We start from the raw sequence: 17,030 nt of genomic DNA, 5'->3' as shown, positions 1-17,030 counted from the left end.
TAACGGCTTGAAAAGGGCCTGTCGCTGCGACTTATTCGTTGCGCATCAACGGGTAAAGCTCTTTGAGCAATTTGCGCCGGCTGATCACCAACTGCCAGCGATGACCGCCCAACTGCCGCCACAACCGCGCCGAGCGAATACCGGCCAGAAGCAGGGCGCGGATTTTCGACGCGTTGTTGGGTTGTTGCAGGTTGCGCATGTCGCCGTGCACCTGGATACGTTGGCGCAAGGTGCTCAAGGTGTCCTGGTACAACGCACCACAGGCAGCGATCACGTTTTCGTGGGCCGGGCCAAAGTGTTCCACCTGGGACTGGATCTGCGGCAGGCGCTTGCCGATGGCTTCGAGCATGTCGTCACGCTTGGCCAGTTGGCGCTCAAGGCCGAGCATCGACAAGGCATAGCGCAATGGCTCGCGCTGCAAGGTGCTGGGGTCGCGCTCGAGGGCGCCGATCAGTGCGCGATAACCTTCGCGCAACGCCAGGTCGTCACCGCCGTAGACCTCCAGGGTGTCCTTGGGGTCGCGGATCAGCAGGCTGCCGAGCATGCAGGTCAAGCCGGCTTCGCTGACCTGGCCGGTCTTGGCGATCTTGTCCACCAGCACGGCAGCGAGAAATACCCCGCCGAGTGCGGTCAATTGCTCTTGGGTCGGGCTCATGCCGGCTTGCTCCAGGCTTGCGCGACTTCGATCACGCCGCCGCCCAGGCAGATTTCGCCGTCATAGAACACCACGGATTGGCCTGGGGTGACCGCGCGTTGCGGGTCATCGAAGGTGGCGCGGTAGCCCGTGGCGGTTTTTTCCAGGGTGCAGGGCTGGTCGCTCTGGCGATAGCGTACCTTGGCGGTCAGGCGGCGCGGCGTGCTCAAGTCGATCGGGTTGACCCAATAGATCTCGGAAGCGAGCAGGGCGCCGGAGAACAGCAGTGTGTGCTCGTTGCCCTGGCCGACGATCAGCACATTGTTTTCCAGGTCCTTGACCAGCACGTACCATGGCTCTTCGCCTGCGTCTTTCAGGCCGCCGATGCCCAGGCCCTGGCGCTGGCCGATGGTGTGGTACATCAGGCCGTGGTGACGGCCGATCACTTCACCTTCGGTGGTCTTGATTTCACCCGGCTGCGCCGGCAGGTACTGCTTGAGGAAGTCGCTGAAGCGGCGCTCGCCGATAAAGCAGATACCGGTGGAGTCTTTCTTCTTGGCGGTAGCCAGGCCATGTTTCTCTGCGATTTTGCGCACTTCGGGCTTTTCCAGCTCGCCCACCGGGAACAGGGTCTTGGCGATCTGTTCGCCACCCACGGCGTGCAGGAAGTAGCTCTGGTCCTTGTTCGGGTCCAGGCCCTTGAGCAGTTCGGTGCGGCCATCGATATCGCGACGGCGCACGTAGTGGCCAGTGGCAATCAGGTCGGCGCCGAGCATCATCGCGTAGTCGAGGAACGCCTTGAACTTGATCTCGCGGTTGCACAGGATGTCCGGGTTCGGTGTGCGTCCGGCCTTGTATTCGGCCAGGAAGTGTTCGAACACGTTGTCCCAGTACTCGGCGGCGAAGTTGGCGGTGTGCAGCTTGATACCGATCTTGTCGCACACGGCCTGGGCGTCCGCCAGGTCGTCCATGGCGGTGCAGTATTCGGTTCCATCGTCTTCTTCCCAGTTCTTCATGAACAGGCCTTCCACCTCATAACCCTGCTCCATGAGCAGAACGGCGGAAACGGAAGAATCCACGCCGCCGGACATGCCGACGATGACGCGCTTCTTTTGTGTGTCAGAAGGGGCTGGATCACGCATAGGGTTTCAACGGGTGTCTTGAAAAAGGACGCGATTCTATCAGGCCCGGGCCGCTAAGGCTAAAGAGAAGGGCGGATCAATTCGAGACTGTGGCGCTGGCCGGCCAGATAATCATCGATACAGCGGATGATCAGCTCGCTGCGCCAGTTGTCGCGCACGGCCATCAGCTCGTCACGGGTCAGCCAGTGGGCGCGGAGGATGCCTTCGTCGAGTTGATAGTCCGGGTGGTGTTTCAGCGCTTTGGCGATGAAGCAGACCCGTTGATAGGTCACGCCGTTGCTGGGCGCAGTGTAGAGATAGATGCCGACGATGCCGGTGGCTTCGACGTCCCAGCCGGTTTCCTCGAGGGTTTCGCGCACCGCGGCTTCGGTCAGGGTTTCGTTCGGGTCCAGGTGGCCGGCGGGCTGGTTGAGCACGGCACGGCCGCCCTTGAGTTCTTCGACCATCAGGAAGCGGCCGTTGTTTTCAACGATGGTGGCGACGGTGATGTGGGGGAGCCAGGTCATGGTTGCCTCGATTCAGGACGCAGTGGCGTCTTACAGCAGGATTACAGTCAGTGTGGGAGGGGGCTTGCTCCCGATGAGGGAGGGTCAGTAAATGCATCTGGGGCTGACCCACTGCCATCGGGAGCAAGCCCCCTCCCACATTTTTATCCGGCTTCTACAGTTGAACGGTAGAAACAGAAACCCCGGCACTGGGCCGGGGCTTCCTTGCAGCTTTACAACCTTACTTCAACTTGGCAATCGCCGCATTCAAGGTGTTGCTTGGGCGCATGGCCTTGCTGGTCAACTCCGGGTTCGGCGCGTAGTAGCCACCGATGTCCACTGGCTTGCCCTGTACGGCGTTGAGCTCGGCAACGATGGTTGCTTCGTTCGCGGCCAGGGTCTGGGCCAGTTCGCCGAACTGCGCTTGCAGTGCAGTGTCTTCGGTCTGGGCGGCCAGGGCCTGGGCCCAGTACAGCGCCAGGTAGAAGTGGCTGCCGCGGTTGTCGATGTTGCCGACTTTGCGCGATGGCGACTTGTTATTGTCGAGGAACTGGCCGGTGGCCTGGTCCAGGGTCTTGGACAATACCAGCGCTTTCGGGTTGTTGTGCGTCACACCCAAATGCTCAAGGGACGCGGCCAGGGCCAGGAACTCGCCCAGGGAATCCCAGCGCAGGAAGTTTTCTTCCAGCAGTTGCTGCACGTGTTTCGGCGCCGAACCGCCAGCGCCGGTTTCGAACAGGCCGCCGCCGTTCATCAGCGGCACGATCGACAGCATCTTGGCGCTGGTGCCCAGTTCCATGATCGGGAACAGGTCGGTCAGGTAGTCGCGCAGTACGTTACCGGTCACCGAGATGGTGTCCAGGCCCTTGCGGGTGCGCTCCAAGGTGAACTTCATCGCGTCGACCGGGGCCATGATGCGGATGTCCAGGCCTTCGGTGTTGTGGTCCTTCAGGTACGCCTGGACCTTCTCGACTACGACGCCATCGTGGGCACGCTGAGGGTCCAGCCAGAAGATGGCCGGGGTGTTGCTGGCGCGGGCACGGTTGACGGCGAGCTTGACCCAGTCCTGGATCGGCGCGTCCTTGGTCTGGCACATGCGGAAGATGTCGCCGGCTTCGACTTTCTGTTCCATCAGCAGGTTGCCCTGGCTGTCGGTGACGCGGACGACGCCGTCAGCCTTGATCTGGAAGGTCTTGTCGTGGGAACCGTACTCTTCGGCTTTCTTGGCCATCAGGCCAACGTTTGGCACGCTGCCCATGGTGGTCGGGTCGAAGGCGCCATTGGCCTTGCAGTCTTCGATGACCGCCTGGTAGATGGTGGCGTAGCAGCGATCCGGGATCACCGCCTTGGTATCGTGCAGCTGGCCGTCGGTGCCCCACATTTTGCCGGAGTCACGGATCATGGCTGGCATCGAGGCGTCGACGATGACGTCGCTCGGCACGTGCAGGTTGGTGATGCCTTTGTCGGAGTTGACCATCGCCAGGGCAGGGCGAACGGCGTAGACCGCCTGGATGTCAGCTTCGATCTGCGCTTGCTGGTCAGCCGGCAGCGCCTTGATACGGGCGTACAGGTCGCCGATGCCGTTGTTCAGGTTGAAGCCGATCTGCTCCAGCACTGCAGCGTGCTTGGTCAGGGCATCTTTGTAGAACTCGGCAACGATCTGGCCGAACATGATCGGGTCGGAGACCTTCATCATGGTGGCTTTCAGGTGAACCGACAGCAGCACGCCTTGCTTCTTGGCGTCTTCGATTTCAGCGGCGATGAAGCTGCGCAGGGCTTTCTTGCTCAGCACGGCGGTGTCGATGATTTCGCCGGCCTGGACGCTGGTCTTTTCCTTCAGCACGGTGGTGGTGCCGTCCTGGGCAACCAGCGCAATTTTGACAGCATCAGCGGCTTCGATCTGCACGGCTTTTTCGCTGCCGTAGAAGTCGCCATTGCTCATGTGGGCAATATGCGACTTGGAGTCGGCAGCCCAGGCGCCCATCTTGTGCGGGTGCTTGCGTGCGTAGTTCTTGACCGACAGCGGTGCGCGGCGGTCGGAGTTGCCTTCGCGCAGGACCGGGTTCACGGCGCTGCCCTTGACCTTGTCGTAACGTGCACGGGTTTCTTTTTCCGCGTCGGTGGTTACGGTTTCAGGATAGTCCGGCAGGGCATAGCCCTGGGCCTGCAGTTCCTTGATCGCGGCTTGCAGCTGCGGGGTCGAGGCGCTGATGTTCGGCAGCTTGATGATGTTGGCTTCAGGCGTAACGGCCAGGTCGCCCAGTTCGGCGAGGTGGTCCGGGATAGCCTTGTCGCCCAGTTGCTCGGGGAAGCTTGCGAGGATGCGCCCTGCGAGGGAAATGTCGCGGGTTTCCACGGCAATATCAGCGGAAGCGGTGAAGGCCTCTACGATAGGCAGCAGCGAATAGGTGGCGAGGGCTGGGGCTTCGTCGGTGAAGGTGTAGATGATCTTCGAGCGGGTGGGCATATTCGGATTAACTCTCTTCTTTGCTGAAAGCGTGCGCAGAAACTCGAGATGCGCCGGGTGGAGCGCGTTCGTTCAAGTCATCCATGAGCGAAAGGTCGAGGTTTCTTCGCGGTGATGTTGGGTTGCATCAGTCGAGCGTCAAGCGGGTGGACTATTGTATTAGTCCTGCTTTGCAGCGGAGGGCCATGTTCTAGAGCGGTCCGCCGTCGTGACTCTTTGGTCAGCGGCGGCATTATACATAGGTCGCTATGCTTACGCCGAGCCTTCATACAAAAGGCGGGTCGTCCATTGGTCTAAAGGTCGCAGGTGCCGCTTACGCCTAAAGTCGCACGTTGTGCTCAGGATTGGCACTTTTCCCTTTGATTTCAGGCTTGTAGACGACAAATTATGCTGTTTTCGATGCAAATGAGCATGGCGCGAGGTTTCAGTCGCCATTTATCTGGAGTAGGCTCGAACGCAGCCAGATGTTCAATCCATAGATGGAGTTCAGCATGGGATACAAGAAGATTCAGGTTCCGGCAGTCGGCGACAAAATCACCGTCAATGCAGACCATTCTCTCAATGTTCCTGACCAACCGATCATCCCCTATATCGAAGGTGACGGTATCGGCGTCGACATCAGCCCGGTGATGATCAAGGTGGTCGACGCAGCTGTTGAAAAGGCTTATGGCGGCAAGCGCAAGATCTCGTGGATGGAGGTTTATGCCGGCGAAAAGGCTACACAGGTCTACGACCAGGATACCTGGCTGCCCCAGGAAACCCTGGATGCGGTCAAGGATTACGTGGTGTCCATCAAAGGGCCGCTCACCACGCCGGTCGGTGGTGGTATTCGCTCACTGAACGTGGCACTGCGCCAGCAGCTCGACCTGTATGTGTGCCTGCGCCCGGTGCGCTGGTTCGAAGGCGTGCCCAGCCCGGTCAAGAAACCTGGCGACGTGGACATGACCATCTTCCGCGAGAACTCCGAGGATATTTACGCCGGCATCGAGTGGAAAGCTGGTTCGCCTGAGGCGATCAAGGTAATCAAGTTTCTCAAGGAGGAAATGGGCGTTACCAAGATCCGTTTCGACCAGGACTGCGGGATCGGCGTCAAACCGGTGTCGAAAGAAGGCACCAAGCGCCTGGCGCGCAAGGCCCTGCAATATGTCGTGGATAACGACCGCGATTCGCTGACCATCGTGCACAAAGGCAACATCATGAAGTTCACCGAAGGTGCCTTCAAGGAATGGGCCTATGAAGTGGCGGCCGAAGAGTTCGGTGCGACCCTGCTGGACGGCGGCCCGTGGATGCAGTTCAAGAACCCCAGGACCGGCAAGAACGTAGTGGTCAAGGATGCCATCGCCGACGCCATGCTCCAGCAGATCCTGCTGCGTCCAGCTGAATATGACGTCATCGCGACGCTTAACCTGAACGGCGACTACCTGTCTGACGCTTTGGCGGCGGAAGTGGGCGGCATCGGCATCGCGCCTGGGGCCAACCTGTCCGACACCGTGGCGATGTTCGAAGCGACCCACGGTACGGCGCCCAAATATGCGGGCAAGGACCAGGTCAACCCGGGCTCATTGATCCTGTCGGCAGAAATGATGCTGCGCCATATGGGCTGGACCGAGGCGGCTGACCTGATTATCAAGGGCACCAATGGTGCGATTTCGGCCAAGACGGTGACCTATGACTTCGAGCGCCTGATGGATGGCGCTACGTTGGTGTCGTCGTCGGGGTTTGGCGATGCGTTGATCAAGCACATGTAAGCAGGCAAAAAAACCGGCCGTTCTGATGATTCAGAATGGCCGGTTTGGCATTCAAGGCTATGCTCAGTGGCTGATCAGGCCAGTTGCTTTTTTGATTTTTTGAGCGGGCGCTTCCGTTTTTGCAGTGTCTTTAGGGGCGATGGGCGTACCGATATTCACAGCGTGCTTGCCCTTGGGGCCTTGAATAATTTCAAAGCAGACAGGCTGGCCCGCTTTCAATGTCTTATACCCATCCATCTTGATCGCTGAGTAATGCGCAAAAAGGTCTTCATCCTTGCCGTCCTCGATAATGAAGCCGTAACCCTTGGCATTGTTGAACCACTTGACCTTACCACTAGCCATTCCCATATCCCTCTGCACCAGACTCCATCACTGGAGTATCATCCTGTCTATCCGTCCTAACCCGAATAAATAAGGTTGACTGCGCGGACCTTTTTTACCCACTGTGGGTTCTATTGGTTGTAACACCGATTCGCCGATAGTCAAGGCGACCAGCCGGTCAGAGTTGAAATTCTGACAGGTCGCCCCCACCACTGTAATTGAACCACTGACGAACCTTTCTTTCCATGCATGCAAACAGCCAGATTCGACTAACATTCAATCAGGATCGCCCGGATCAGGAACATGATGACGACGGTTCTGCAGGCATTGCTGTCCAGGAGGCCAAGCCTGCTTTACAGGCGCCGCCGATGTACAAGGTGGTTTTGTTCAATGATGACTACACACCGATGGATTTCGTCGTCGAAGTGCTCGAGGTGTTTTTTAACCTGAACCGCGAGTTGGCGACCAAGGTAATGCTGGCCGTTCACACAGAAGGACGGGCAGTATGTGGAGTGTTTACCCGCGACATCGCCGAGACAAAGGCCATGCAGGTCAACCAGTACGCCAGGGAAAGCCAGCATCCGCTACTCTGTGAAATCGAGAAGGACGGTTAACGCCGACCACTTGGGTATGAGGTGAAGCTATGTTAAACCGCGAGCTCGAAGTCACCCTTAATCTTGCCTTCAAGGAGGCTCGTTCGAAGCGTCATGAATTCATGACCGTCGAACACCTGCTGCTGGCACTTTTGGATAACGAAGCTGCCGCCACCGTTCTGCGTGCGTGCGGCGCCAACCTCGACAAGCTCAAGCACGACCTGCAGGAGTTCATCGACTCCACCACGCCACTGATCCCCGTGCATGACGAGGACCGTGAAACCCAGCCAACCCTGGGCTTCCAGCGGGTATTGCAGCGTGCTGTTTTCCACGTACAGAGCTCCGGTAAGCGTGAGGTCACGGGCGCGAACGTGCTTGTGGCAATTTTCAGCGAGCAGGAAAGCCAGGCCGTGTTCCTGCTCAAGCAGCAGAGCGTTGCCCGTATTGATGTAGTCAATTACATCGCCCACGGTATCTCCAAAGTGCCTGGGCACGGCGATCATTCCGAGGGTGAGCAGGAAATGCAGGATGACGAGGGCGGTGAGTCTTCTTCTTCGGGCAATCCACTGGATGCCTATGCCAGCAATCTCAACGAATTGGCGCGCCAGGGGCGGATCGATCCGCTGGTGGGGCGTGAGCTTGAGGTTGAGCGTGTAGCGCAGATCCTTGCTCGTCGGCGCAAGAACAATCCGTTGCTGGTTGGGGAGGCGGGCGTGGGTAAAACCGCGATCGCCGAAGGCCTGGCCAAGCGCATTGTCGACAATCAGGTCCCGGACCTGTTGGCCAACAGCGTCGTCTACTCCCTTGATCTGGGCGCTTTGCTCGCCGGGACCAAGTACCGGGGCGATTTCGAGAAGCGCTTCAAGGCGTTGCTCGGCGAGCTGAAAAAACGCCCGCAGGCGATCCTGTTTATCGACGAGATCCACACCATTATCGGCGCTGGTGCAGCATCCGGTGGGGTGATGGACGCCTCCAACCTGCTCAAGCCGTTGCTGTCGTCGGGCGATATCCGCTGCATCGGTTCGACCACGTTCCAGGAATTCCGTGGCATCTTCGAGAAAGACCGTGCCCTGGCGCGTCGCTTCCAGAAAGTCGACGTGTCCGAGCCTTCGGTTGAAGACACCATTGGCATCCTGCGCGGGCTCAAGGGGCGCTTCGAGGCGCACCATGGCATCGAATACACTGATGAGGCCCTGCGTGCCGCGGCTGAGCTGGCGTCGCGCTACATCAATGACCGGCACATGCCGGACAAGGCCATCGACGTGATCGACGAGGCGGGGGCCTATCAGCGCCTGCAGCCGGTCGAGAAACGTGTGAAGCGCATTGACGTGCCTCAGGTCGAGGACATCGTGGCGAAGATCGCGCGGATTCCGCCAAAACACGTCACCAGTTCCGACAAAGAGCTGCTGCGTAACCTGGAGCGCGACCTCAAGCTCACCGTGTTTGGTCAGGATGCGGCCATCGACTCGCTGTCCACCGCGATCAAGTTGTCCCGTGCGGGCCTCAAGTCGCCGGACAAGCCGGTCGGGTCGTTCCTGTTCGCAGGGCCTACCGGCGTCGGCAAAACCGAAGCGGCGCGGCAATTGGCCAAGGCCATGGGAATCGAGCTGGTACGTTTCGACATGTCCGAGTATATGGAGCGCCACACCGTGTCGCGCCTGATCGGTGCGCCTCCGGGCTATGTCGGCTTCGACCAGGGCGGCCTGTTGACCGAGGCGATCACCAAGCAGCCGCATTGCGTATTGCTGCTCGATGAAATCGAAAAGGCTCATCCGGAAGTCTTCAACCTGCTGTTGCAGGTCATGGATCACGGCACCCTGACCGACAACAACGGGCGCAAGGCGGACTTCCGCAATGTGATCGTGATCATGACCACCAACGCCGGTGCTGAAACCGCTGCGCGGGCTTCGATTGGCTTCACGCATCAGGATCACTCCTCCGATGCGATGGAAGTGATCAAGAAGAGCTTCACGCCGGAGTTCCGCAACCGTCTGGACACCATTATCCAGTTTGGTCGCCTCAGTCATGAGGTTATCAAAAGCGTGGTGGACAAGTTCCTCACCGAGCTTCAAGCGCAGCTGGAAGACAAGCGCGTGCAGCTGGATGTGACGGAAGCGGCGCGCAGCTGGATCGCAGAGGGTGGCTACGACGCGGCAATGGGCGCTCGCCCGATGGCGCGTCTGATCCAGGACAAGATCAAGCGGCCGTTGGCCGAAGAGATCCTGTTCGGCGAACTCTCCGACCATGGCGGCGTGGTGCATATCGACCTGAAGGATGGCGAGCTGACCTTCGAGTTCGAGACCACGGCGGAAATGGCCTGATCGCTCTGCAGCAATAAAAAAGGCGCCGAAAGGCGCCTTTTTGCTGACTTGAAATGCAATTCTCAGAGCAGTGGAGATCCAATGTGGGAGGGGGCTTGCTCCCGATAGCGGTGGCTCAACAACAGATTAGTTGCTGACACACTGCTATCGGGAGCAAGCCCCCTCCCACAGGGTTCCCTATTGCTTGGTAAATCCCACCCACACAAAAACGCCCGGCATAACCGGGCGTCTTGTATTGACTTGCTTAACGAGCGCGGTAAGTGATGCGCCCTTTGCTCAAGTCATAGGGCGTCAGCTCGACGCGCACTTTGTCACCGGTAAGAATACGAATGTAGTTCTTGCGCATCTTGCCGGAGATATGCGCGGTTACGACGTGCCCATTTTCCAACTCCACGCGAAACATGGTGTTGGGCAGGGTGTCGACGACAGTGCCTTCCATTTCGAAGCTGTCTTCTTTCGACATGCAGTAAAGCCCTCGGTATCCAGTGAATGGCCCGGTGCAACTGCGCCAGGCAAAAGCGGCGTGCATTGTGCCCGAAAAAGGGTGTTCAAGCCAAGGGGTTCTAGTTAAGCGTGACCCATCTTTGATTAATCAGCAGCTCAATGGGCCGATATTGGGTCTTGTAGTTCATCTTTTTGCAGTTCTTGATCCAGTATCCGAGGTACACCGCCTCCAATTCCTGGCGCAGTGCCTCGCCTATTTGCCAGAGGATGGCAAAGCGCCCGAGGCTGCGGCGCTCCTCGGTAGGTTCATAGAAGGTGTACACCGCCGACAGACCGTTGGGCAGTAGGTCGGTGACGGCCACTGCCAGCAGGCGACCGTCGAGGCGGAACTCGTAGAAGCGCGAGAACGGCAGGTCGCGTACCAGGAAGGTAGAAAATTGATCGCGGCTGGGCGGGAACATATCGCCATCGGCGTGGCGTTGTTCGATGTAGCGCTGGTAAAGATCGAAATATTCTTCACTGTACTGCGGCTTGGTGGCCGTTACCGTCAGGTCGGCGTTGCGCTTGAGGATGCGTTTCTGATTTCGATCCGGCAGAAATTGCGTGACAGGGATGCGCGCCGGCACGCAGGCATTGCAATTCTGGCAATGAGGTCGGTACAGGTGATCACCGCTGCGCCGAAACCCCATCTCGGACAGGTCGGCGTACACATGCACGTCCATCGGCTGGCTGGGGTCGAGGAACAACGTGGTGGCCTGCTCGTCGGGCAGGTAGCTGCAAGAGTGGGCTTGAGTGGCATAAAACTTCAAGCGCGCCAGCTCGGTCATGATCAACCCTCGGGTTAAAGCTTTGAAATAAGTGTAAGCCAGGTGGGCGAAAGTCGCCTAGGAAACCCACGGTCCAGAGCTGGGTTGGTCCAGATGCTTGTGCAAGAAGTTGGCGAAGTCGCTGCGCGGTATGGCCCGGGCACCCAGGCTATGCAGGTGATCGTTGGGCATCTGGCAGTCGATGAGCACAAAGCCCCAAGCCTGCAACTGGCGGGTGAGTGTGGCGAAACCAAATTTCGAGGCGTTGTCGGCGCGGCTGAACATGGACTCGCCAAAGAACAGTTGGCCCATCGCCAGGCCATACAGCCCGCCCACCAGTTCGCCCTGGTCCCACACCTCGACGGAATGGGCGTAACCACGCTGGTGCAGCTCCAGGTAGGCGCTCTGGATACCCTCGGTGATCCAGGTGCCGTCCGCGTAGGCGCGCGGCGCGGCGCACGCCTGGATGACCGCTGCGAAGTCCTGATCGAACGTCACCGTATAGCGCTGCTGGCGCAGAAGTTTGGCCAGGCTGCGGGAGACATGCAGTTCGTCGGGGAAAATCACCGTACGCGGGTCGGGTGACCACCAGAGGATCGGCTGGCCCTCGGAGAACCACGGAAAGCAGCCATGGCGATAGGCTTGGATCAGGCGTTCGGCTGACAGGTCGCCACCAGCGGCAAGCAGACCATTGGGTTCGCGCAGGGCCTTGGCCAAGGGTGGGAAAGTCAGGGTGTCGCGTTGTAACCAGGTCAGCATGGCATCCAGGCTTATGGCAGGGGAGGGGAGTGGCAGGCGACGCCTGCCCCGCAAGCGTTGATTATTGTCGACCTGGCGCCAGGGGGCCAGCCCGAATAGGTTATCGGCCAGGATTAGCATGAGCGGGTATTTCTGCAACTCCGTGCATCAGGCGTGGTCGTAATCGGGGCTGAGGAATGCCGGCCATCTGCCAAGCTTGCCTGGATTGCTAAATACAGCTCATAAGCCTTTGTCAGCAAAGACAATGCATGCTCAAATTGAACAGGCTGTGACAACGCAATTGTCCAGTCTGCCGGGTGAAGGGCAAGTGTGTGGCATCGCGCACGCAAACCCGTACAATGCGGCCATTGTGGCGTTATCGCCATTTCACCTATCCATCACCCGGTGTTAAAAGTAGATTCAGCAACATTCGTTCATTTTTCAGCTGCTCGGGATAGAGCAGTCATGTGTAGTCATTCAACAGATGGACGCGCTAAAGGCGCAGGAAAAGACCCGTTTTGAAGAAATCCGCCGCAGCACCTAAAGCAGCAGTCGTACCGGCCTGGCGCCAGCACCTGCATTATCGACTCAAGGAAGGCGCACTGATAGCCATCGGTGCCCTGTGCCTGTTCCTGATGATGGCCTTGCTCACCTACGGCAAGGACGACCCGGGCTGGAGTCATAACAGCAAGATCGATGATGTGCAGAATTTCGGTGGCCCCGTGGGTTCCTACAGTGCCGATATCCTGTTCATGATCCTGGGTTACTTCGCCTACATTTTCCCGCTGCTGCTGGCGATCAAGACCTGGCAGATCTTCCGCCAGCGCCATGAGCCGTGGCAGTGGAGCGGCTGGCTGTTCTCCTGGCGCCTGATCGGCCTGGTGTTCCTGGTGCTCTCCGGCGCGGCGCTGGCGCATATTCACTTTCATGCGCCGACCGGCCTGCCGGCGGGTGCTGGCGGGGCCCTGGGCGAAAGCCTTGGCGACCTGGCCCGCAGGACCCTGAACATACAGGGCAGTACCCTGATGTTTATCGCGCTGTTCCTGTTCGGCCTCACGGTCTTTACCGACCTGTCATGGTTCAAGGTGATGGACGTGACAGGCAAGATCACCCTTGACCTGTTCGAGTTGTTCCAAGGGGCCGCCAACCGCTGGTGGGCCGCCCGTGTCGAGCGCAAGCAGATGGTTGCGCAGCTTCGCGAGGTGGACACCCGTGTCAACGAAATAGTGGCTCCAAGCACCCCGGACCGGCGCGAGCAGGCCAAGGTCAAGGAACGCTTGATCGAGCGCGAGCAGGCCCTGAGCAAGCACATGTCGGACCGCGAGAAGCAAGTGCCACCGGTGATCGCTCCGGCACCGCCCAAGGCGCCGGAACCCAGCCATCGCGTGCAGAAAGAGAAGCAGGCGCCGTTGTTCATCGACAGCGCCGTGGAAGGCACCTTGCCGCCGATCTCGATTCTCGACCCGGCAGAAAAGAAACAGCTCAATTATTCCCCGGAATCCCTGGCGGCCGTGGGTCACCTGCTGGAAATCAAGCTCAAGGAGTTCGGCGTCGAAGTCTCGGTGGATTCGATCCACCCAGGCCCAGTGATTACCCGTTACGAAATCCAGCCGGCCGCGGGTGTGAAGGTCAGCCGCATTTCCAACCTGGCCAAAGACTTGGCGCGCTCCCTGGCCGTGACCAGCGTGCGGGTGGTGGAAGTGATCCCGGGCAAGACCACCGTGGGTATCGAGATTCCCAACGAAGACCGCCAGATCGTGCGTTTCTCCGAAGTACTGTCGACCCCCGAATACGACAACTTCAAGTCACCCGTTACCCTGGCCCTCGGCCATGACATCGGCGGCAAGCCGGTGATCACCGACCTGGCGAAGATGCCGCACCTGCTGGTGGCCGGTACCACCGGTTCCGGTAAGTCGGTGGGCGTGAACGCAATGATCCTGTCGATCCTGTTCAAGTCCGGGCCGGATGACGCCAAGCTGATCATGATCGACCCGAAAATGTTGGAACTGTCGATCTACGAAGGCATTCCGCACCTGCTGTGCCCGGTGGTTACCGATATGAAGGACGCCGCCAACGCCCTGCGCTGGAGCGTGGCCGAGATGGAGCGCCGCTACAAGCTGATGGCGAAGATGGGCGTACGTAACCTGTCGGGCTTCAACGCCAAGGTCAAGGAAGCCCAGGATGCCGGCACGCCGCTGACCGACCCGCTGTACAAGCGCGAGAGCATCCATGATGAAGCCCCGCTGCTGACCAAGCTGCCGACCATCGTGGTGGTGGTCGACGAATTCGCCGACATGATGATGATCGTCGGCAAGAAGGTTGAAGAACTGATCGCCCGTATCGCCCAGAAGGCCCGTGCCGCCGGGATTCACTTGATCCTCGCGACCCAGCGTCCGTCGGTGGATGTGATCACCGGCCTGATCAAGGCCAACATCCCGACACGCATGGCGTTCCAGGTATCGAGCAAGATCGACTCGCGCACCATCATTGACCAGGGTGGCGCCGAGCAACTGCTGGGCCACGGTGACATGCTCTACATGCCGCCCGGCACCAGCCTGCCGATCCGCGTGCACGGTGCCTTCGTGTCCGATGACGAGGTACACCGCGTGGTCGAAGCCTGGAAACTGCGCGGCGCGCCGGAATACAACGACGACATCCTCGCTGGCGTCGAAGAGGCCGGCAGCGGCTTCGACGGTGGCAGCGGCGGTGGCGACGATGATGCCGAAACCGATGCGCTGTACGACGAGGCGGTGGCCTTCGTGCTGGAAAGCCGTCGCGCCTCTATCTCTGCAGTGCAGCGCAAGCTGAAAATCGGCTACAACCGCGCTGCCCGCATGATCGAAGCCATGGAACACGCCGGCGTCGTAACGGCCATGAACACCAACGGCTCGCGTGAAATCATCGCCCCCGGGCAGATGCGCGACTGACCCCGTGGCGCGTGGCAACACGCGCCACGCCCTGACCATTCAATGAGGACTCCCATGCGCCTTATCCGCATGCTGTTGTTGCCGGCTCTGGCCCTGACCGCTGTCTCGGCCCACGCTGACCCGGCTTCCGTCGCCAGCCTGAAGAACCTGTTGGACAAATCCCAAACCCTGACCGCGCGTTTCTCGCAGCTGACCCTGGATGCCGGTGGCACCCAACTGCAGGAAACTGCCGGTGAAATGGCGGTGCAGCGTCCTGGCTTGTTCTACTGGCATACCGAAGGCAAGGCCGAGCAGACCATCGTTTCCGATGGCCAGAAAGTCACCCTGTGGGACCCGGACCTGGAACAGGCGACCATCAAGAAGCTGGATCCGCGCCTGAATCAGACCCCCGCGCTGTTGCTCTCGGGTGACGTGTCGAAAATCAACGATAGTTTCGACATCACTTCCAAGCAGACCAGCAACGTGATCGAGTTCACCCTCAAGCCAAAATCCAAGGACACGCTGTTTGACACGCTGTCCCTGTCGTTCGGCAACGGCGTGATCAATAACATGCGCCTGGTCGACAGCGTTGGCCAGCGCACCGATATCCTGTTTTCCGGGGTCAAGGCCAACCAGCCGGTGCCTGCCTCCAAGTTCAAGTTCGACATCCCCAAGGGTGCCGACGTGATCCAGGAATAAACTGCCCAGAGGTTTCAAGCGCTGCCCATGGATCTGTTTCGAAGTGACCCGATTGCCCAGCCCCTGGCCGCGCGCCTACGCTCGACCAACCTGGATGAGTACGTCGGTCAGGAACACCTGCTCGCTCGCGGCAAGCCTTTGCGCGAAGCCCTGGAGCAGGGCGTGCTGCACTCGATGATTTTCTGGGGCCCGCCAGGCGTGGGCAAGACCACCCTGGCGCGGCTGCTGGCGAAAGTCTCGGACGCGCACTTTGAAACAGTCTCGGCAGTGCTGGCCGGGGTCAAGGAGATCCGCCAGGCGGTGGAAGTCGCCAAGCAGCAGGCCGGGCAATACGGCAAGCGCACCATTCTGTTCGTCGACGAAGTGCATCGCTTCAACAAGTCGCAGCAGGATGCGTTCCTGCCGTATGTGGAAGACGGCACCTTGATCTTCATCGGCGCCACCACTGAAAACCCTTCGTTTGAACTCAACAACGCCTTGTTGTCGCGAGCGCGTGTCTACGTGCTCAAAAGCCTGGACGAAGCGGCGATGCAGAAGCTGCTGCAGCGAGCCTTGAATGAAGACAAGGGCCTGGGTAAGCGCCATCTGAGTGTCAGTGAAGAAGGCTTCAAGATCCTGCTCACCGCCGCCGATGGCGATGGCAGGCGCTTTCTCAATTTGCTGGAAAATGCCTCGGACCTGGCCGAAGACGGCGGCGAAATTGGCGTCGACCTGCTGCAAAGCCTGCTGGGTGATACGCGCCGGCGTTTCGACAAGGGCGGCGAAGCTTTCTACGACCAAATTTCCGCGCTGCACAAATCCGTGCGCGGCTCCAACCCGGACGGCGCGCTGTACTGGTTCGCGCGCATGATCGACGGCGGTTGCGATCCGCTGTACCTGGCCCGTCGCGTGGTGCGCATGGCCAGTGAAGACATCGGCAATGCCGACCCGCGTGCCTTGAGCCTGTGCCTGGCGGCCTGGGAGGTGCAGGAGCGCCTCGGCAGCCCGGAAGGCGAGTTGGCGGTGGCCCAGGCCATCACCTACCTGGCTTGCGCGCCGAAAAGCAACGCGGTGTACATGGGCTTCAAATCTGCCCTGCGGGCGGCGGCCGAGCATGGCTCGCTGGAAGTGCCGATGCATTTGCGCAACGCGCCGACCAAACTGATGAAGCAACTGGGCTACGGTGATGAATATCGCTACGCCCATGACGAACCGGATGCCTATGCAGCCGGCGAAGATTATTTCCCGGATGCGCTTGAACCGTTGCCGCTCTACCAGCCGGTGCCCCGTGGCCTGGAGCTGAAGATCGGCGAAAAACTCAACCATCTGGCCCAACTCGACCGTCTCAGCCCCCGTCAGCGGAGAAAGTAGTGCTCAAGACGATTCTTGCCGTGTCCATAGCCGGCATCGCTGGTACATTATTGCGTTTCACCGCCAGCACCTGGGTCAGCGCCCAGTGGCCGAAGCATTTTTATGCGGCGACCTTGGCGGTCAACCTGGTGGGCTGTTTGATTATCGGGCTGTTGTACGGCTGGTTCCTGTTGCGCCCGGAAGTGCCGATTGAAATTCGCGCCGGCTTGATTGTCGGCTTTGTAGGCGGTCTGACGACCTTTTCATCCTTTTCACTGGATACGCTGCGCTTGCTGGAAAGCGGGCAGGCCCTGGTCGCCTTCGGGTACCTGGGCATCAGCGTATTCGGCGGGCTGCTCGCCACCTGGGCCGGCCTGTCCTTGACCAAACTTTGATA

At 59.6% G+C, this 17,030-nt stretch carries 15 protein-coding genes; 7 read left to right on the top strand and 8 right to left on the bottom strand.

All coding sequences use genetic code 11. The features are described 5' to 3' along the window. Positions 1 to 31: 31 nt before the first annotated feature. From hflD to QYQ93_RS17680, 4 genes are all read right to left on the bottom strand, one after another. Positions 32 to 655, bottom strand: coding sequence for a high frequency lysogenization protein HflD (gene hflD, locus QYQ93_RS17695; RefSeq protein ID WP_043046599.1), 624 nt, complete (start codon positions 653 to 655; stop codon positions 32 to 34). Beyond that, on the bottom strand, positions 652 to 1,776 hold the full coding sequence (gene mnmA, locus QYQ93_RS17690) for a tRNA 2-thiouridine(34) synthase MnmA (RefSeq protein ID WP_338475163.1): 1,125 nt from the start codon (positions 1,774 to 1,776) through the stop codon (positions 652 to 654). The genes hflD and mnmA overlap by 4 nt, the downstream gene beginning before the upstream one ends. Before the next feature lie 59 nt (positions 1,777 to 1,835). Then, positions 1,836 to 2,282, bottom strand: a complete 447-nt coding sequence (locus tag QYQ93_RS17685; protein ID WP_338475162.1) for an NUDIX hydrolase — start codon at positions 2,280 to 2,282, stop codon at positions 1,836 to 1,838. A 220-nt stretch (positions 2,283 to 2,502) separates the two neighbouring features. After that, entirely contained in the window at positions 2,503 to 4,728 is a 2,226-nt protein-coding gene (locus QYQ93_RS17680; RefSeq protein WP_338475161.1) for an NADP-dependent isocitrate dehydrogenase, read from the bottom strand. A 491-nt stretch (positions 4,729 to 5,219) separates the two neighbouring features. Between QYQ93_RS17680 and icd the strand changes: the two genes are divergently transcribed. Further along, positions 5,220 to 6,476 (top strand): NADP-dependent isocitrate dehydrogenase, encoded by a 1,257-nt coding sequence (gene icd, locus QYQ93_RS17675; RefSeq protein ID WP_043046603.1) that lies wholly within the window; start codon positions 5,220 to 5,222, stop codon positions 6,474 to 6,476. A gap of 63 nt (positions 6,477 to 6,539) precedes the next feature. On the opposite strand, the gene cspD is transcribed toward icd, so the two are convergent. Next, entirely contained in the window at positions 6,540 to 6,818 is a 279-nt protein-coding gene (gene cspD / locus QYQ93_RS17670) for a cold shock domain-containing protein CspD (protein WP_422394026.1), read from the bottom strand. 224 nt (positions 6,819 to 7,042) lie between these two features. On the opposite strand from cspD, the gene clpS reads away from it, so the two are divergent. Then, entirely contained in the window at positions 7,043 to 7,411 is a 369-nt protein-coding gene (gene clpS / locus QYQ93_RS17665; RefSeq protein ID WP_005789091.1) for an ATP-dependent Clp protease adapter ClpS, read from the top strand. A gap of 29 nt (positions 7,412 to 7,440) precedes the next feature. Continuing rightward, the gene (clpA, locus tag QYQ93_RS17660; RefSeq protein WP_043046605.1) at positions 7,441 to 9,711 is read left to right on the top strand and encodes an ATP-dependent Clp protease ATP-binding subunit ClpA; all 2,271 of its coding nucleotides are present in this window, start codon (positions 7,441 to 7,443) and stop codon (positions 9,709 to 9,711) included. A 244-nt stretch (positions 9,712 to 9,955) separates the two neighbouring features. Here clpA and infA read toward each other — a convergent pair whose 3' ends face one another. From infA to aat, 3 genes are all read right to left on the bottom strand, one after another. Beyond that, the gene (gene infA, locus QYQ93_RS17655) at positions 9,956 to 10,174 is read right to left on the bottom strand and encodes a translation initiation factor IF-1 (protein WP_002553999.1); all 219 of its coding nucleotides are present in this window, start codon (positions 10,172 to 10,174) and stop codon (positions 9,956 to 9,958) included. Positions 10,175 to 10,274: 100 nt separating this feature from the next. Next, a complete protein-coding gene (locus QYQ93_RS17650) occupies positions 10,275 to 10,982 on the bottom strand; it encodes an arginyltransferase (RefSeq protein WP_043046606.1) in 708 nt (235 codons plus the stop codon). Positions 10,983 to 11,039: 57 nt separating this feature from the next. Next, complete coding sequence (gene aat, locus QYQ93_RS17645) at positions 11,040 to 11,720, bottom strand: leucyl/phenylalanyl-tRNA--protein transferase (RefSeq protein ID WP_043046723.1); 681 nt, start codon at positions 11,718 to 11,720, stop codon at positions 11,040 to 11,042. 497 nt (positions 11,721 to 12,217) lie between these two features. On the opposite strand from aat, the gene ftsK reads away from it, so the two are divergent. Genes ftsK through crcB form a run of 4 tightly spaced genes read left to right on the top strand, consistent with a single transcriptional unit; the run spans position 12,218 to position 17,028 of the window. Beyond that, entirely contained in the window at positions 12,218 to 14,626 is a 2,409-nt protein-coding gene (gene ftsK / locus QYQ93_RS17640) for a DNA translocase FtsK (protein WP_043046607.1), read from the top strand. A 54-nt stretch (positions 14,627 to 14,680) separates the two neighbouring features. Continuing rightward, positions 14,681 to 15,304 carry an outer membrane lipoprotein chaperone LolA gene (lolA, locus tag QYQ93_RS17635; protein WP_016975527.1) on the top strand — a complete coding sequence of 208 codons (624 nt, stop codon included), beginning with the start codon at positions 14,681 to 14,683 and terminating at the stop codon, positions 15,302 to 15,304. 27 nt (positions 15,305 to 15,331) lie between these two features. Further along, positions 15,332 to 16,654, top strand: a complete 1,323-nt coding sequence (locus tag QYQ93_RS17630; RefSeq protein ID WP_338475159.1) for a replication-associated recombination protein A — start codon at positions 15,332 to 15,334, stop codon at positions 16,652 to 16,654. Continuing rightward, positions 16,654 to 17,028 (top strand): fluoride efflux transporter CrcB, encoded by a 375-nt coding sequence (gene crcB, locus QYQ93_RS17625; RefSeq protein WP_338475158.1) that lies wholly within the window; start codon positions 16,654 to 16,656, stop codon positions 17,026 to 17,028. The genes QYQ93_RS17630 and crcB overlap by 1 nt, the downstream gene beginning before the upstream one ends. Positions 17,029 to 17,030: the final 2 nt, after the last annotated feature.

Origin of the sequence: Pseudomonas khavaziana (assembly GCF_036704165.1) — a bacterium.
GTDB classification, from domain to species: Bacteria; Pseudomonadota; Gammaproteobacteria; order Pseudomonadales; family Pseudomonadaceae; genus Aquipseudomonas; species Aquipseudomonas khavaziana.
The sequence above is the reverse complement of the archived record's forward strand: the minus strand, read 5'-3'. Positions and strand labels throughout refer to the sequence as shown.

What these genes read in the sequence shown, in the direction of transcription:
- mnmA (WP_338475163.1), bottom strand. Translation starts at nt 1,776, where the DNA reads ATGCGTGATCCAGCCCCTTCTGACACACAAAAGAAGCGCGTCATCGTC.
- QYQ93_RS17650 (WP_043046606.1), bottom strand. Translation starts at nt 10,982, where the DNA reads ATGACCGAGCTGGCGCGCTTGAAGTTTTATGCCACTCAAGCCCACTCT.
- clpA (WP_043046605.1), top strand. Translation starts at nt 7,441, where the DNA reads ATGTTAAACCGCGAGCTCGAAGTCACCCTTAATCTTGCCTTCAAGGAG.
- QYQ93_RS17680 (WP_338475161.1), bottom strand. Translation starts at nt 4,728, where the DNA reads ATGCCCACCCGCTCGAAGATCATCTACACCTTCACCGACGAAGCCCCA.
- clpS (WP_005789091.1), top strand. Translation starts at nt 7,043, where the DNA reads ATGCATGCAAACAGCCAGATTCGACTAACATTCAATCAGGATCGCCCG.
- aat (WP_043046723.1), bottom strand. Translation starts at nt 11,720, where the DNA reads ATGCTGACCTGGTTACAACGCGACACCCTGACTTTCCCACCCTTGGCC.
- icd (WP_043046603.1), top strand. Translation starts at nt 5,220, where the DNA reads ATGGGATACAAGAAGATTCAGGTTCCGGCAGTCGGCGACAAAATCACC.
- lolA (WP_016975527.1), top strand. Translation starts at nt 14,681, where the DNA reads ATGCGCCTTATCCGCATGCTGTTGTTGCCGGCTCTGGCCCTGACCGCT.
- QYQ93_RS17630 (WP_338475159.1), top strand. Translation starts at nt 15,332, where the DNA reads ATGGATCTGTTTCGAAGTGACCCGATTGCCCAGCCCCTGGCCGCGCGC.
- QYQ93_RS17685 (WP_338475162.1), bottom strand. Translation starts at nt 2,282, where the DNA reads ATGACCTGGCTCCCCCACATCACCGTCGCCACCATCGTTGAAAACAAC.
- hflD (WP_043046599.1), bottom strand. Translation starts at nt 655, where the DNA reads ATGAGCCCGACCCAAGAGCAATTGACCGCACTCGGCGGGGTATTTCTC.
- cspD (WP_422394026.1), bottom strand. Translation starts at nt 6,818, where the DNA reads ATGGCTAGTGGTAAGGTCAAGTGGTTCAACAATGCCAAGGGTTACGGC.
- infA (WP_002553999.1), bottom strand. Translation starts at nt 10,174, where the DNA reads ATGTCGAAAGAAGACAGCTTCGAAATGGAAGGCACTGTCGTCGACACC.